This window comes from Cellulomonas sp. NPDC058312, assembly GCF_042880135.1.
In the GTDB taxonomy this organism is placed as follows: domain Bacteria; phylum Actinomycetota; class Actinomycetes; order Actinomycetales; family Cellulomonadaceae; genus Cellulomonas.
The window spans coordinates 222644-239296 of sequence record NZ_JBHVZE010000003.1; the positions used below are offsets into that span (position 1 = coordinate 222644).

Below are 16653 nucleotides of genomic sequence, written 5' to 3' on the forward strand. Positions count from 1 at the left end.
TCACTCCCCCCGGGCGGCGGTGGCGGCGTCCGCCCACGCGTCGAGCTCGGCCTTGTGCTGGTCGACGAACTCCTGCTGGAGCTCGTGGTTGATCGTGGTGCCCTTGCCGACGTAGTCGACCTTCTCCTGGCAGTCGAAGTCGGCGACCGCCATCGCGATCTCCTTGTCGGTGAAGGCGGCGGCCGCCTTCTCGTCGACCTCGGGGGCGGGCGGGCCCTCGGGCTTCGCCTCCCAGTCCCAGCTCTCCGACAGGGCGGTGTACTCGGGGTCGTTCCAGCCCTGGAGCTCGTTCCACTCCTCGCTCAGGTCGTTCTGCACGGTGGACACGTCGGTGATGCCGTCGTAGCCCTCGTCGGCCATGCAGGAGGCCCACTCGGTGTTGAGCTCGGCGATGCGGGGGTCGGCCTGCATCGTCTCGTAGAACCGGTTGAGCTCGTCCTCGACGGCGCTGAACTCGTCCGAGTCGACGCCGCCCTCGTAGACCTCGTGCTGCGCGACGCCGTAGCAGCCGGACGTCGTCCAGTCGTACTCCTGCTCCTCGCCCTCGACGTACTCGACCTGCGGGCCCCACAGCGCCTCCTGGTAGGCGGCGGCCTCGCTCTCGGACATCGACTCGACGTACTCCTGGTTCGGGTCGACCCACTCGGTCTCCTCCTCGGGGGCGGCGTCGGCGTTGCCCCACGGGTCGGTGCTGATCGCATAGCCGTACTGCTCGGCGAACTCCCGCGTGCCCCACTCGACGTCGAGGTCGTCGGAGGAGACCCCGACCGAGCCGCTGTTGTCGACCGGCGTGTAGTCGAAGCCCTGGTCCTGCATGCAGGACGCGACGAGCTCCTCGACCTTGCGGTTCTGGCGCTCGGACTCCTCCTGCATCTCCTCCTCGGAGCGCTCGTCGTCGTAGGAGAACCCGTAGATGCGGGCCTGGTACTCGTCGAGGGGGCCGGGGGTCCACTCCGCGCGGGAGCCGCCCCCCTTCGAGCCGCCGTCGTCGCCGGAGCTGGAGCAGCCGGCGAGCGCCAGCACGGCCAGGGCGGCCAGGGCGACCACCGGTCGGGCGGGGCGGGACGTCGTCATCGAAGCTTCTCCGTTCGTCGGCACTGGGTCGGCGGCGGAGCCGCACGCACCCGATCATGGCGTGGACGACGGGGCGGCGTGAGGGGTTTCGGGTCACCGTCTCGTCGGGATCCGCGTCCGGCGACGACGCTAGCCAGGGGAGGCCACTCACGGCGTCCACCTGCGGACGGACGCGTGGTCCACCGCCAGGAGTAGGTGGCGTGCGGGATGAAGGAGGTGGTGCTGGGAGCGGACGACGGGATTCGAACCCGCGACCCTCACCTTGGCAAGGTGATGCTCTACCACTGAGCCACGTCCGCGCGTCTCCACGGCCGTGCAGGACCGGGGGATGCAGGTGGGAACTCTACCGGCCGTGCGGCCGATCCACGAATCGTGCGGTCAGACCTCGGCCGCCTCCGGGGCGGGGTCGGACGCCGCTGCGGCCTCGCGCCGGATCCGCCGGACGCGGGTCACCACGAACCAGACCACGAGCAGGGCAATGCCCCCGAGCACGAGGTTGGACAGCAGGCCACTCCACTCGGCCAGCACCGGCTTGATCGCCGGCCCGAACGCGTACCCGAGCCCGATCCAGATCCCGTTCCACACCGCCGAGCCGAGGGTCGTGTACAGCGTGAACGCCCAGAACGGCATCCGCTCGATGCCTGCGGGGATCGAGATGAAGCTCCGCACCAGCGGCACGCACCGCCCGAGCAGCACCGCGAGCGGTCCCCAGCGCAGGAAGAACCGCTCGGCGCGGTCGAAGTCGTCGGCGTCGAGCAGCGGGATCCGCGCGACCAGCGCGCGCGTGCGGTCCCGGCCGAGCCAGGCACCCAGCAGCCACCAGATCCACGCGCCGAGGACGGCGCCGGCGGTCGCGGCGAGGATCGCGAACCACAGGTTCATCCGCCCGTCGTAGGCGAGGAACCCCGCACCGGGCAGGACCGCCTCGGACGGGATCGGCGGCACGAAGGTCTCGATGAACACGGCCGCGCCGACGCCCACCTCCCCCAGCGTCTCCATCAGGTGCAGCACCCAGCCGATGAACCCGGAGTACTCGGCGGACGGGGCGATCGCGTCGGTCACGGCGCTCATGGCAGGGGAGTACTCCACGTCAGGTCGGCGGGGGCGAACGGTCAGCCTGCCACGGACCCGCCGGTCGCGGCCCTGACGTCACACAACGTGCACAACCACCGCGTCGGGCGCCGACATCCCGCTGCGGTGCGGGTGGCGTGCGACTGGCGGTCGGGGTGGCCGTGCGGTCGCGGTGCCCTCGGCGGGACTCGAACCCGCACTGCGCCGGGTTTAAGCCGGCTGCCTCTGCCGGTTGGGCTACGAGGGCCGCCGCCATCCTGCCACCGCAGCGCCGTGCACGACGACGCCCGCCTGCCCCGGTGCGGGGCGGACGGGCGTCGTGGCGGTACGGGGTGCGTCAGGCCGTGGCCTTCGCCGACGCCGAGTCGGCCGCGGACGTGTCGTCGGCCGTGCCGGTGCCGTCGGGCTTGGCCTCGGAGCCGGGGACCGGGGAGTGGTCGGCGGCGGCCGGCGCGGCCTCGGCGCGGGGCTTCGGCGGGACGGACGCGGCGCGGAACTCGGCGCGCGGGTCGTGGATCGAGCCGAGCGCGACGGTCTCGCGGCGCCACAGCAGGTTCGCGGTCCAGCCGGACATGATCGCGAGCTTGCGGTTCAGCGTCGGCATCGCCATCACGTGGTACGAGCGGTGCATGACCCAGGCGAGGAACCCGCGGACCTTGATCCGGCCGAGGAACTGCGCCACGCCCTTGTACATGCCGAGCGAGGCGACCGCGCCGATGTTCTTGTGCTTGTAGTCGGTCGGCTCGGCCGACCGGAGCACCCGCGCGAGGTTGTCGGCGAGGTGGGTGGCCTCGCGGATCGCGTGCTGCGCGTTCGGCGGGCAGAACTGGCCCGGGTTGTACAGGTCCGGCACGGCCGCGCAGTCACCGGCGGCGTACGCGTCCGGGACGACGGTGCCGTCCGCGTCGGCGATTTGCAGGGTCGCGAGCGTGGTGACGCGGCCCATCTTGTCCAGCGGCAGGTCGGAGTTCTGCAGCACCGGGTTGGCCTTGACGCCCGCGGTCCACACGATCGTCTCGGAGTCGAACTCGGTCTTGTCCGAGAGCACCACGTGGCCGTCGACGCACGAGTTCAGGAACGTGGACAGGTACACCTCGATGCCGCGCTTGCGCAGCTGCTCGAGGGTGTAGCCGCCGAGCTCCTCGGAGACCTCGGGCAGGATGCGCCGCGAGCCCTCGACGAGGACGAACCGCATGTCGGAGGCGTCCAGCGACGGGTACTGCTTGATCGCGTCGCGGGCCATGTCCTCGACCTCGGCGATGGCCTCGACGCCGGCGAACCCGCCGCCGACGAACGTGAAGGTCAGCATCCGGCGGCGCAGCTCCGGGTCCCAGGTGGACGACGCGCGGTCGATCCGGCCCAGGACGTGGTTGCGGACGGCGATGGCCTCCTCGACGTTCTTGAAGCCGATGGCCTGCTCCGCGAGCCCGGGGATGGGCAGCGTGCGGGCGACCGAGCCGAGGCCGATGATCAGGTGGTCGTACGTGATCCAGTACGGCTCGCCCTCCTCGGGCGTGATCTGGACCTTCCGCTCGCCGTGCTTGATCTCGGAGACCTTGCCCTGGAGCGCGTCGATGCCCTTGAGCGCGCGGCGGTGGGGGGCCACGACGTAGCGCGCGTCGATCGACCCGGCGGCGGCCTCGGGGAGGAACGGCGCGTAGGTCATGTACGGGCGCGGGTCGACCACGACGATCGCGGCCTCGCGGTTGCCCAGGCGGCGGCGCAGCCGGCGCGCGGAGTACACCCCCACGGACCCGCCGCCGAGGATGACGATGCGCGGCACCTTGCGGGACGTGGTCCCGGACTGCGGCGCCGGGGTCGTGACGGAGGTCTCAGACATAGGGACAACGGTACGTCCCATGTTTGGTTGAACGCGAACCCACAGGCACGTGATTCTGGGCACAAAGTCCCGGGAACGCCGGTCAGGGAGCGGAACCCGTGTCCGCTTCGTCCCCCGCGGTCGGCCCCGACGTGGGACCTCGGTCCTGGGTCGAAGGCCCCGACGTCGGCGGCGACCGGGAGCGTCGCCGCCGTCAGCGGGCCAGGCGCTCCGCGACGCTCCAGGCGATGCCGTCGAGGATGTCGTGCTCCGAGGTGACGACCTCGGTCAGCTCGCCGCCGGCGGCCGCGACCTCGGCGCGCACCCGCTCCACGACCGCGCGCCACACCAGGGCGCCCGCGCCGATCACGTCGACCCGGCCCGGGTGCATGAACCCGAGCGCGGCGCGCGACTCCCGGTCGCGGGTCAGCAGGTCGTCGCAGGCCGCGACCACGGCGTCGACCGGCAGCACCGCGCCGTCGATGGCCGCGGGGTCGTAGGCGGGCAGGTCCAGGGCGTGCGCGGTGACGGTGGTGACCGTCCCCGCCAGGCCGACGAGCGTCGCCGCCCGACCGAGCGGGACGTGCTGCGCGGCGACGTCGAGCGCGGCCCGGACGTCCGCCTCCGCCGCCGCGACCTCGTCGGCCGTCGGCGGGTCGGACCGCAGGTGCCGCTCGGTGATCCGCACGCAGCCGACGTCCATCGAGTACGCGGCCTCGGGGGTGAGCTCGCCGAGCACGACCTCCGTCGAGCCGCCGCCCAGGTCGACCACCAGGTACGGCGCACGGTGGTCCGCGCCGAGCACGCCCGTCGCCCCGCGGAACGACAGCTGCGCCTCCTCGACGCCGCCGATCACCTCGGGCTCGACGCCCAGCGCCTCACGGACCCCCGCCACGAACTCGTCCCGGTTCTCCGCGTCCCGGGACGCGGACGTGGCGACGAACCGGACGGCCTCGACGCCGAGCTCGCGGCAGATCGCGGCGTACCGCCGGGTGGCGTCCAGGGTGCGCGCCATCGCCTCGGGGGCGATCCGGCCGGTGCGGTCGACGCCCTGGCCGAGCCGCACGACCTCCATGCGGCGGTCGAGGTCCGTCAGCGTCCCGGCGTCCGGGTCGACGTCGGCCACCAGGAGCCGGATGGAGTTGGTCCCGCAGTCGATGGCAGCCACACGAGTCACGCCGGACATCCTCCCACCCCGACGGGGCGGCGCGGTCAGCGGGGTCAGCAGGTGCAGCGGTCGGGACGCCACGCGTCGCGCAGGCGCAGCAGCACGGCGTCGCCCACCGGGTTCACCCCCGGGCCCGCGGCGAGCGCGTGCCCCACCACGACGTGCAGGCACTTCACCCGCGTCGGCATCCCGCCGGCCGAGATGCCCGCGATCTCCGGCACGTCACCCAGCTCGGCACGGTCGGCGAGGTACGCCTCGTGCGCGCGCTGGTACGCGGCGGCGACCTCGGGGACGTCCTGCACCCAGGCCGTGAGCTCCTTCATCAGCCCGGTCGCCTCGAGGGTGCTGACCGCACCGACCGCCGGCGGGCAGGTCAGGTAGTACGTCGTCGGGAACGGCGTGCCGTCGTCCAGCCGCGGCGCGGTGCGCACCACCAGCGGCCGGCCGCAGGCGCACCGGGCCGCGACGCCGACGACACCGCGGGCCGGGCGACCCAGCTGCTCACGCAGGACGGCGCGGTCCTCGTCGGTGACCCCCGGGGCGTCGTGCCGCGCCCGGGGGACCTCGGCCGGGTCGGGCGGGCCGCCGGCCGGGGTCGGGGTCGCCGGGCTGGTGGGCAGGTCGGTCACGGTGGTCCTCGGGGTCGGGGCGCGCGGAAGGCGTCAGGGGGTGGGCGCCGTGGACCCGTCGGTCGCGGGCGCGGTCCCATTGTCGCCCGTCGGCGCGGTGCCCTCGCCCGCCGGCGTCGTGCCCTCGCCCGCCGGCGTCGTGCCCTCGCCGGTCGGCGCCGTCGGGTCGGTCGTGCCCGTCCCGGCGACGCCCGCGACCTGCACCGAGTCCCAGAGCTGGGCGTACCAGGGGCGGGTCGGGTCGGCCGGTTCCACCGGCGTCGGCCCGAGCGGGGCGTCGGTCCCGGTGGTGTCCGGGACGACCTCCGGGTCCGCGACGCGCAGCGCCCGCTCCCCCGGCATGACGAACGCCAGGCGCTCCCGTGCCTGCGCCTCCACGTACGCGGGGTCGGACCACCGGTCGAGCTCCGCCTGCAGGTCCTCGTTGCGCTGCTCGGCGGTCGCGACCTCGGCGCGCAGCTGCTCGAGCTGCACCTGCTGGTCGAGGTACTGCCGCAGCGTCGGGAACACCAGCACGAACGCGATCGACAGCACGACGAACATCACCAGCGCCCGGATCGTGAACAGGCGCGGGAGCCGCTGCTGGACGGTCTCCGCACGGCCCGGGCGCCGGTCGCCCGAGCCGCCACCCCGCTCGCCCGGGCGGGAGCTCCCGGGCCGGCTCGCGGTCCGGGGGGTCGACGACGGCGCGGACCGGGCGCGCGACGCGGCGGGGCGCGGGGTCGCGGGGCGCGGGACGGACTGCTGGGGGGCACCGGTCCGGGCGCCGGCGCCCCGTCCCGCGGCCGGCGCGACCTCGCCCGTGCGGGTCGGCGCGGGCGTGCGGGTCGGCGCGGGGGTGCGGGCGGGCGCCGGCGTCCGGGCCGGGGTCCGCGGGCTGGGCGCGGGCGAGCGCGGGACGCCCGAGGTCCGCGGTGCCGGGCGGGACACGGGTCGGGCCGCCGGGCTGCCCCCCGGGTCGCCGCGCCGCGCGTCGTCGTCGGACGCGGCGCCGGGTCGCGGCGCGGCGGGACGACGGGGGGCGGGCATGAGGTCGATTGTGCCCCGCGCGGGCCGCGCCGGGCCGCAGGTCGCCGGGCCGTGTCCGTCTCCCCACACACGATCCGCACACGCGACGGCCCGGCGACCCCCCGGACGCGCCGGAGGCCGGCGACCCCGTGGGGTCACCGGCCTCCGGTGGAGCAGCGGCTGCGAGAGCCGGGGTGCTCAGGCCTTCCAGCGCGGGAAGGCGGACGCGCCGGCGTAACGGCCGGCGTCGTCCAGCTCCTCCTCGATGCGGAGCAGCTGGTTGTACTTGTTGATGCGCTCGCCACGGGCCGGCGCACCGGTCTTGATCTGGCCGGCGTTGGTCGCGACGGACAGGTCGGCGATCGTGACGTCCTCGGTCTCGCCGGAGCGGTGCGAGGTCATCGTGGTGAAGCCGTTGCGCTGGGCCAGGGTCACGGCGTCCAGCGTCTCGGTCAGGGTGCCGATCTGGTTCAGCTTGACCAGCAGGGAGTTCGCGGCCTTGAGCTCGATGCCCTTGGCCAGGCGCTCCGGGTTGGTGACGAACAGGTCGTCGCCGACGATCTGCACCTTGTCGCCGACCTTGGTGACGAGCTCGGACCAGGTGCCCCACTCGTCCTCGGACAGCGGGTCCTCGATGGACACCAGCGGGTAGTCCGCGACGAGCTGCTCGTAGAACGCGATCATCTCGGCGGGCGAGGTGGCCTTGCCCTCGAACTGGTACGCGCCGTCCTTGAAGAACTCCGTGGCGGCGACGTCGAGCGCGAGGCCCACGTCCTTGCCCGGGACGAAGCCGGCCTTCTCGATCGCGACGAGGATCAGGTCCAGCGCGGCACGGTTCGACTCGAGGTTCGGCGCGAAGCCACCCTCGTCGCCGAGACCGGTCGACAGGCCCTTGCTCTTCAGCACGGACTTGAGGGAGTGGTAGACCTCGGCGCCGGTGCGCAGCGCCTCACGGAAGGTCGGGGCGCCGATGGGGGCGACCATGAACTCCTGGATGTCCACGTTCGAGTCCGCGTGCGAGCCACCGTTGAGGATGTTCATCATCGGGACCGGCAGGACGTGGGCGTTCGGGCCGCCCACGTAGCGGAACAGCGGCAGGTCGGCCGAGTCGGCGGCGGCCTTCGCCACGGCGAGCGAGACGCCGAGGATGGCGTTCGCGCCGAGCTTGCCCTTGTTGGCGGTGCCGTCGAGCTCGATCAGGGCCTGGTCGACCAGGCGCTGCTCCGAGGCCTCGAAGCCGATCAGCTCGGGGGCGATCTCGTCGATGACGGCGTTGACCGCGTCCTCGACGCCCTTGCCCAGGTAACGGCCCTTGTCGCCGTCACGACGCTCGACGGCCTCGAACGCGCCGGTCGAGGCACCCGAGGGCACGCCCGCGCGGGCGATCGTGCCGTCGTCGAGGGCGACCTCGACCTCGACAGTGGGGTTGCCGCGGGAATCAAGGATCTCGCGGGCGCCGACGGCCTCGATGCTGGCCATGCGTACTCCTTCGACGAAGACGGGTGGGGGTGATACGACCTCAGCCTAGTGCCGTCCGCCGGACGGGGCGGTGGGACCTTTGGCAACGGGGCCGTGAACGGCCGGTGGCGGCCGCCGGTGCGCAGGTCAGAGCGCCTGGACGATCCGCTCGACCTGGTCCTTGGCGTCGCCGAACAGCATCGCCGTGTTCTCGCGGAAGAACAGCGGGTTCTGCACGCCGGCGTAGCCCGTGGCCATCGACCGCTTGAACACGATCACCTGGTGCGCACGCCACACCTCGAGCACCGGCATGCCGGCGATCGGGGACGACGGGTCGTCCAGCGCGGCGGGGTTCACGGTGTCGTTCGCGCCGATGACGAGGACGACGTCCGTGCCGGGCAGGTCGTCGTTGATCTCGTCCATCTCGAGGACGATGTCGTACGGCACCTTGGCCTCGGCCAGGAGCACGTTCATGTGACCGGGCAGGCGCCCCGCGACGGGGTGCACGCCGAACCGCACGTCGACGCCCTGCGCGCGCAGCCGGCTGACCAGCTCCGCGACGGGGTACTGCGCCTTCGCCACCGCCATGCCGTAGCCCGGGGTGATGACGACGCTGCGGGCCTCCTTGAGCAGCTCCGCGACCTCCGGGGCGGTGATCTCGGTGTGCTCCCCGTGCTCGGCGTCGGACGCGGCGGCGACCGTCCCGCCCTCGGAGCCGAAGCCGCCGAGGATCACGCTGACGAACGACCGGTTCATCGCGCGGCACATGATGTACGACAGGATCGCGCCGGAGGACCCGACCAGGGCGCCGGTGATGATGAGCAGGTCGTTGCTCAGCATGAAGCCCGCGGCAGCCGCGGCCCAGCCGGAGTACGAGTTCAGCATCGAGACCACGACGGGCATGTCGCCGCCGCCGATCGCGGCGACCAGGTGCCAGCCGAGCGCGAGCGCCACGACGGTCATGAGCAGCAGCGGGACCAGCGACGGGCTCGCGAGGAACCACGCCATCAGCCCGCCCGACACCACGAGCGCGCCCAGGTTGAGCAGGTTGCGCCCCGGCAGGGTCAGCGGGGCGGACCGGATCCGCGCCGACAGCTTGAGGTACGCGACGACCGAGCCGGTGAACGTCACCGCGCCGATCAGCACCCCGAGGAACACCTCGACCAGGTGCACCGCGTCCGCGTGCGCCTCGGTCAGGTAGGAGTTCACCCCGACCAGCACGGCGGCGATGCCGACGAAGCTGTGCAGGATCGCGATCATCTCGGGCATCTGCGTCATCTCGACGCTGCGGGCGCGCCACGTGCCGACGCTGATCCCGACGACGAGCACGAGGGCGATCAGCAGCATCGTGACGAGCGGGTCCCGCTCGCTGCGGTCGACGGCAAGCACGACGGTGGCGGCCAGCGCCAGCCCCATCCCGGCCATGCCGAGCGCGTTGCCCCGACGGGCGGTCTCCTGCTTCGACAGCCCCGCGAGGCTCAGGACGAAGAGGACGGCGGCGACCAGGTAGACGCCCTGCACTGCGGAGGTGAGCATCTCAGGCCTCCTCCTTCCGGAACATCCCGATCATGCGGAACGCGACGAGGAACCCGCCGAAGATGTTGATGGACGCCACGGTGGCCGCGGCGACCGCGAGCGCCGTGACCGCCCAGCTGTCGCTGCCGATCTGCAGCAGCGCGCCGACCAGGATGATCCCGGAGATGGCGTTGGTCTGGGCCATGAGCGGCGTGTGCAGCGAGTGGCTGACGTTCGAGATCACGTAGTAGCCGACGAACACCGCCAGCACGAACACGGTGAAGTGCCCGAGGAACGCGGCGGGCGAGAACGTCATCGCCAGGGCGAGCAGCACGGCGCCGAGCGCGAGCCCCACCAGCTGGCGGCGGCCCTTGCGGGCGGCCTCCTCGCGGGCGGCGCGGGCGCGCTCCGCCGGGTCGACCGGCGCCGCGACGGGCGTGGCCGGGGCGGTCGCGGCGGCGGAGACCTGCACGGGCGGCGGCGGCCACAGCACCTCGCCGGCGCGGGTCACGGTCATGCCGCGCTGCACCACGTCGTCCAGGTCGAGGACGAGCGCGCCGTCCTTGCCGGGCGTGAGCAGCTTCAGCAGGTTGACCACGTTGGTGCCGAACAGCTGCGACGTGTGCCGCGCCATCCGGCTGGTGAGGTCGGTGTACCCGATGACCGTGACGCCGTTCGGGGTGACGATCTTCTCCCCCGGGACGGTCAGCTCGCAGTTGCCGCCGCCGGACGCCGCGAGGTCGACGACGACGCTGCCGGGCCGCATGCCCGCCACCATCTCCGCGGTGATCGTGCGCGGCGCCTGGCCGCGGACCAGCGCGGTCGTGATGACGATGTCCGCGCGGGCCGACTCGGCCGCGTACATCTCGGCGGTCAGCCGCGCCTGCTCCTCGGTCAGCTCGCTGGCGTAGCCGTCGGCGCTGACCTCCTGCTGGGCCTCGCGCGCCTGGACGAACGTGGCGCCCATCGACTCGATCTGCTCGCCGACCTCGGGGCGCACGTCGTACGCCCGGACCTGCGCGCCGAGGCTGCCCGCCGCACCGATCGCCGCGAGCCCCGCGACGCCGGCACCGATCACGAAGACCGTGGCCGGCGGCGTCTTGCCCGCGGCGGTCACCTGGCCGGTGAACATGCCGCCGAACTCCTCGGCGGCCTCGATCACCCCGCGGTAGCCCGCGACGTTCGACATCGTGCTCAGCACGTCGAGCGCCTGCGCCCGGGAGATGCGCGGCACCGCGTCGAGCGACAGCGTCGTCACCCCGCGCGCGGCGTAGGCCTCGACCCGCTCGGGGTGCGCCGCCGGCGCGAGCATCGCGACCAGCGTGGCGCCCGGCGTCAGCGCCGCGACCTCGGCGTCGGTGGGGGCGTTCACCGCGGTGACGACGTCGCTCGCCCACACCTGCGCGGCATCGCCCAGGGCGGCACCGGCCTGTGCGTAGGCGTCGTCGGGGAAGCTCGCGCCCTCGCCCGCGCCGTGCTCGACGACCACCTCGTAGCCCAGCTTCGCGAGCTGCGCGACCGTGGCCGGCGTCGCGGCGACCAGGCGCTCGCCCGGCCGGCTCTCCTTCGGGACGCCGATCCGCATCGACCCCTCCTCGTCGTGTCGGGGTGCGCGCGGGGGCGCGCACGGCGGGTCGCGACGCGCGCGACCCGCAGCCATCCTGCTCCAGCCGCGACGCGCGCGTCCCGGACCTAGGGCTCAGGCGGCCGCGCCGGGGCTCAGGCGGGCCGGACCTCGGCGGCGCGCAGGTCGGACTCCCACGCCGCGGCCGTCCGGCGGAGCTCGCCCTCCGCGTCGAGCCCGGCGGCGCGCGCCTCGAGGACGAGGGCGAGCAGGCGGGCGCCGAGGTCGGTGCCGGGGGTCGGGACGGGTGCGGCGGGCAGAGGTGCGGCCGGGGCAGGGGCCGGCGTCGTGGCGGTCAGGCCCGCGCGTTCCGCCCGACCCGCGATCTTCTGGGCCCGCGCGAGCGCCCCGAGCGCGAGCGGCACGCCGTCGAGGACGGACGCTCGGCCCTTCTCCTCGCCCTTGATCCGGTCCCACTGCCGGTTCACGCCGTCGGCGTCGACGACCCGCTCCGCATCGTCCTCGGGGGCGGCGAACACGTGCGGGTGTCGGCGCACCAGCTTCGCGACGAGCTCGTCCGCGACCTCGTCGACGCCCCAGGGGTCGTCGGGGTCCTCCTGCGCGATCCGCGCGTGGAAGACGACCTGCAGCAGCAGGTCGCCGAGCTCCTCGCGCAGGTGCGCCCGGTCGCCGCGCTCCACGGCGTCGGCGACCTCGTGGGCCTCCTCCAGCACGTACGGCACCAGGCTCGCGTGGGTCTGCTCCGCGTCCCACGGGCAGCCGCCCGGGGACCGCAGCCGGTCCATGACCGCGACGAGGCGCCGCAGCGGGTCGGCGTCCGGGGCCGGGTCGGTCACGGGGCGTCGGGCGTCGCCGTCGAGGTCGCCGTCGGCACGAGCCACGGGTACGTCGCCGGCGTGCCGAGCGCCTCGGCGGAGCCGTACCGGGGGCTGACCGTGACGTCGAGGGCCGCCAGCCGGTCCCGCAGGTCCGTGAGCCGCGCCTCGTCGGCGGACTGCTGCAGCGCGCCGAACGCGAGGACGTAGCGCATCACGGCGACCGAGGGGGCGGAGAACGCCAGGTCGCTGCCCGCGCCCGCCTGCTCGGCCTGCTGCGTCAGCGCGTCGCGCGCCTGCTCCTCGGAGACGCCGAGGCCCGCGTCGGCGGCCTGCTCCACGACGACCGGCTCCTGCACCAGGACGCCCACGACCGCCGGCGCGGTCACGCCCTGCAGCACGTCCGTGAGCTCGCGGGTCGCGGTGTCGACGTCGGACACCCGCACGACCCGGTCGCCGACGACCGCCGCAGCGCCGGGCTGGCCACCGCTGCACGCCGCGAGCGACGCCACCACCGCCAGGGCTCCGATCACGGGCACCGCCCGCCGGTAGGACTTCCGCGTCACCGCACGCTCACTCTCTCCTGGTTGCACCCTCGCCCGCCGCCGTCATCGTAGGCCCCGTGCCGCACGAGCGGTCACGACTCGCGAGCCCGCAGGCCCGCGCCCCCGCGAGTCGTGACCTCTCGTGGGGACGCCGGCGGGGGTGCGGGGTGCGGGCGGGGTCAGCGGGAGGTGGTGCCGACCGAGGCGGCCGCCGCGACGTCCCCGCGGACGACCGCGTCGATGAGCTCCCGCGCCCACGTGAGCACCGCCTCGCCGTGCAGGGGCTTGCCGCCGATGCGCGCGGTCGTCGGGAACGGGACCAGCACGGTGCGCAGCGCGGGCTTGAGCACCGAGCCCGGGTACAGCCGCTTGAGCCGCAGCTGCGCGGACTCGGGCAGCTCCACCGGCGCGAACCGCACGAACTTGCCCTGGGCGGTGACGTCCGTGAGTCCCGCCGCGCGGGCGTGCAGCCGGAACCGGGCGACCGCGAACAGGTTCGTCACCGGCTCCGGGATCGCGCCGTACCGGTCGACGAGCTCCGCGGAGATCTCCTGCAGCGTCGCCTCGTCGGCGGCGGCGGCGAGCTTGCGGTACGCCTCGAGGCGCAGCCGCTCGTGCGCGATGTAGTCGTGCGGGATGTGCGCGTCGACGGGCATCTCGACCGTGACGTCCGGCAGCTCCTCCGGCTGGTCGCCGCGGTAGGACGCGACGGCCTCCCCGACCATCCGGATGTACAGGTCGAACCCGACGCCCTCGATGTGCCCGGACTGCTCGCCGCCGAGCATGTTGCCGGCGCCGCGGATCTCGAGGTCCTTCATCGCGACCGCCATGCCCGCGCCGAGGTCGGTGTGCGCGGCGATGGTCTGCAGCCGGTCGTGGGCGGTCTCGGTGAGCGGCTTCTCCGGCGGGTACAGGAAGTACGCGTACGCCCGCTCGCGGCCACGGCCGACGCGTCCGCGGAGCTGGTGCAGCTGGGACAGCCCCAGCCGGTCGGCGCGCTCGAGGATCAGGGTGTTCGCGTTGGAGATGTCCAGCCCGGTCTCGACGATCGTCGTGCAGACCAGGACGTCGAACCGCTTCTCCCAGAAGTCGACGATCACCTGCTCGAGCTGGTGCTCGCCCATCTTGCCGTGGGCCACCGCGATCCGGGCCTCGGGGACCAGCTCGTTGAGCCGGGCCGCGGTGCGCTCGATCGACTCGACCTTGTTGTGCACGTAGAACACCTGGCCCTCGCGCAGCAGCTCACGCCGGATCGCGGCGGAGATCTGCTTCTCCTCCCACGCGCCGACGAACGTCAGCACCGGGTGCCGCTCCTCCGGCGGGGTGGCGAGCGTCGACATCTCGCGGATCCCGGTGACCGCCATCTCCAGGGTGCGCGGGATCGGGGTGGCGCTCATCGCGAGCACGTCGACGTTGGTGCGCAGGGCCTTGAGCGTCTCCTTGTGCTCGACGCCGAACCGCTGCTCCTCGTCGATGATGACCAGGCCCAGGTCCTTGAAGTGGATCTCCCCGGTGATGAGGCGGTGCGTGCCGATCACGACGTCGACGCTGCCGTCCTTGAGACCGTCGACGACGGCCTGCGACTCCGCCTTGGTGTTGAACCGCGACAGCGCCTTCACGGTCACCGGGAACCCGGCGTACCGCTCGGCGAACGTGTCGAGGTGCTGCTGGACCAGCAGCGTCGTCGGCACCAGCACGGCGACCTGCTTGCCGTCCTGCACGGCCTTGAACGCCGCGCGGACCGCGATCTCCGTCTTGCCGTAGCCGACGTCGCCGCAGATCAGCCGGTCCATCGGGATCGGCTTCTCCATGTCCCGCTTGACCTCGTCGATGGTGGCGAGCTGGTCCGGGGTCTCGACGTACGCGAACGCGTCCTCGAGCTCGCGCTGCCACGGGGTGTCCGGGCCGAACGCGTGGCCGGACGTCGCCATCCGCGCGCTGTACAGCCGGATGAGCTCGCCCGCGATCTCCTTGACCGCCTTGCGGGCGCGGCCCTTCGTCTTCGCCCAGTCGGAGCCGCCCATCTTGTTCAGGCTGGGCGCCTCGCCGCCGACGTACTTGGTGATCTGGTCGAGCTGGTCGGTCGGCACGAACAGCCGGTCGCCCGGCTGGCCCCGCTTGGACGACGCGTACTCGACCACCATGTACTCGCGGGTGGCGGCGGCCGCGCCGGTGCCGATCGTCCGGGACACGAGCTCGACGAACCGGCCGACGCCGTGCTGCTCGTGCACGACGAAGTCCCCCGGCCGCAGCTGCAGCGGGTCGACGACGTTGCGCCGGCGGCTCGGCATCTTGCGCATGTCGCGCGTCGACGAGCCCGGTCGGCCGGTGAGGTCGGTCTCGGAGAACACCGCGAGGCGCAGCTCCTCGGCGACGAACCCCGGGCCGACCTGCGCGGGCGTCACCAGCACGACACCACCCTCGGGCTCGCCGTCCAGGGCGGCCACCAGGCGCGCGGGCACCTCGGCGGCGCGCAGCTGCTCGGTCATCCGCTGCGCGGGCCCGTGCCCCTCGGTCGCCAGGACGAGGCGCCAGCCGTCCTGCTGCAGGCGGCGGACGTCGGCGACCGCGCGGTCCACCTCGCCGCGGTAGCGCTCGACCTCGCGCGCCCGGACCACCAGGGTCTCGACGCCGTCCGCGACCCGCACGTCGTCCGCCGCGGGCGTCTCGCCCTCGGTGGCGTCCGCGTCCAGGGTGAACGGGCTGAGCGTCCACCAGCCCAGGCCGCGCACGGCGGCGAGGGCCCGGACCTCCGCGAACGACGCGAACGACGCGCCCGACAGGTCGAGCGGGGTCGCCGCACCGGCCGCGGCGGACGTCCACGCGGCCTGCAGGAACTCCTCGGTCGTCGCGACCAGGTCGTGCGCGCGACGACGGACCCGCTCGGGGTCGGCCAGCACCAGCAGCGCGTCGTCGGGGACCAGGTCCAGCACCGGGACCATCCGCTCGACCAGCACCGGGGCCAGCGACTCCATCCCCTCCACGGCGATGCCCTGCGCGAGCTTGTCGAGCATCTCGACGGCGCCCGGCAGCCGGTCCACGAGCGACGCGGCGCGCTCCCGCACGGCGTCGGTCAGCAGGATCTCCCGGCACGGCGGCGCCCACAGGCCGTGGCCCGCGACCTCGAGGCTGCGCTGGTCGGCGACGGAGAACCAGCGGATCTCCTCGACGTCCTCGCCCCAGAACTCGATGCGCAGCGGGTGGTCCTCGGTCGGCGGGAACACGTCGAGGATGCCGCCGCGGACCGCGAACTCGCCACGCCGCTCGACCATGTCGACCCGGCTGTACGCGGCGCCGACCAGGCGCTCGGCCACGTCCGAGAGGTCCGCGCGGTCGCCCACGGACAGGGACACCGGCTCCAGCTCGCCCAGGCCCTCGACGACCGGCTGCAGCAGCGCGCGCACCGGCAGCACCAGGACGCGGATCGGCCCCGCGTGCCCCGGCTCGGGCTCCGGGTGGGCCAGGCGGCGGAACACGGCCAGGCGGCGCGCGACCGTGTCGCTGCGGGGCGACAGCCGCTCGTGCGGCAGCGTCTCCCAGGACGGCAGGACGGCCACGTCGTCGTCGGGCAGGTAGCAGCGCAGCGCGGCGGCGGCCTCGTCGGCCTCGCGGCCCGTGGCGGTCACGACGACGAGCGGGCGGCCACGACGGGAGCCCGGCGCCTGCGTGCCCGCGCCCGCGAGGGCGGCCAGCAGCGGCGGCCGGATGCCGGCCGGGCCGACCACGTCGACCTCGCCGCGGGACACGACGAGCTCGACCGCGCGGGCGACCGCGGGGTCGGTGAGCAGGACGGGGAGCAGACCGGCGACGTTCATGGGTTCCTTCCGCCTCAGCGGCGCACAGCACGAGAACCCCGGATCCACTGGACCCGGGGTGAGGACACCACTGTACGAGCGGCCACCGACACGCGCGCGTGCCGCCTCCTGGCGACGCGTCGTGACGCATCCGGGCGACGCGTCTTGACGC

12 protein-coding genes and 2 tRNA genes are annotated in these 16653 nt (G+C 73.9%); all 14 read right to left on the reverse strand.

What is annotated here, in order from left to right; genetic code table 11:
• The 14 genes from ACFVXN_RS09965 to mfd all read right to left on the reverse strand — a co-directional run bounded on the left by ACFVXN_RS09965 (position 1) and on the right by mfd (position 16502).
• Positions 1–1074: a hypothetical protein gene (locus tag ACFVXN_RS09965; RefSeq protein WP_389231147.1), complete on the reverse strand. Its 1074-nt coding sequence runs from the start codon at positions 1072–1074 to the stop codon at positions 1–3.
• Between the two features lie 227 nt (positions 1075–1301).
• Positions 1302–1373: transfer RNA gene (locus tag ACFVXN_RS09970), tRNA-Gly, on the reverse strand.
• A 79-nt stretch (positions 1374–1452) separates the two neighbouring features.
• A complete protein-coding gene (locus ACFVXN_RS09975) occupies positions 1453–2145 on the reverse strand; it encodes a DedA family protein (protein WP_389231150.1) in 693 nt (230 codons plus the stop codon).
• 173 nt (positions 2146–2318) lie between these two features.
• A tRNA-Leu gene (locus ACFVXN_RS09980) sits at positions 2319–2392 on the reverse strand.
• 90 nt (positions 2393–2482) lie between these two features.
• A complete protein-coding gene (locus ACFVXN_RS09985) occupies positions 2483–3985 on the reverse strand; it encodes an NAD(P)/FAD-dependent oxidoreductase (RefSeq protein ID WP_389231153.1) in 1503 nt (500 codons plus the stop codon).
• 193 nt (positions 3986–4178) lie between these two features.
• A complete protein-coding gene (locus tag ACFVXN_RS09990; protein WP_389231156.1) occupies positions 4179–5141 on the reverse strand; it encodes an exopolyphosphatase in 963 nt (320 codons plus the stop codon).
• Positions 5142–5185: 44 nt separating this feature from the next.
• Entirely contained in the window at positions 5186–5761 is a 576-nt protein-coding gene (locus ACFVXN_RS09995; RefSeq protein WP_389231159.1) for a DUF501 domain-containing protein, read from the reverse strand.
• Between the two features lie 33 nt (positions 5762–5794).
• Positions 5795–6790 carry a septum formation initiator family protein gene (locus tag ACFVXN_RS10000; RefSeq protein ID WP_389231162.1) on the reverse strand — a complete coding sequence of 332 codons (996 nt, stop codon included), beginning with the start codon at positions 6788–6790 and terminating at the stop codon, positions 5795–5797.
• 177 nt (positions 6791–6967) lie between these two features.
• Positions 6968–8248, reverse strand: coding sequence for a phosphopyruvate hydratase (gene eno / locus ACFVXN_RS10005; protein ID WP_389231165.1), 1281 nt, complete (start codon positions 8246–8248; stop codon positions 6968–6970).
• 126 nt (positions 8249–8374) lie between these two features.
• Entirely contained in the window at positions 8375–9763 is a 1389-nt protein-coding gene (pntB, locus tag ACFVXN_RS10010; protein WP_389231168.1) for a Re/Si-specific NAD(P)(+) transhydrogenase subunit beta, read from the reverse strand.
• 1 nt (position 9764) lies between these two features.
• Positions 9765–11327, reverse strand: coding sequence for a Re/Si-specific NAD(P)(+) transhydrogenase subunit alpha (locus tag ACFVXN_RS10015; protein WP_389231171.1), 1563 nt, complete (start codon positions 11325–11327; stop codon positions 9765–9767).
• 134 nt (positions 11328–11461) lie between these two features.
• Complete coding sequence (locus tag ACFVXN_RS10020) at positions 11462–12208, reverse strand: MazG family protein (RefSeq protein WP_389231174.1); 747 nt, start codon at positions 12206–12208, stop codon at positions 11462–11464.
• Entirely contained in the window at positions 12160–12681 is a 522-nt protein-coding gene (locus ACFVXN_RS10025) for a hypothetical protein (RefSeq protein WP_389231177.1), read from the reverse strand. The genes ACFVXN_RS10020 and ACFVXN_RS10025 overlap by 49 nt, the downstream gene beginning before the upstream one ends.
• Before the next feature lie 185 nt (positions 12682–12866).
• On the reverse strand, positions 12867–16502 hold the full coding sequence (gene mfd, locus ACFVXN_RS10030; protein WP_389231180.1) for a transcription-repair coupling factor: 3636 nt from the start codon (positions 16500–16502) through the stop codon (positions 12867–12869).
• Positions 16503–16653 lie beyond the last annotated feature (151 nt).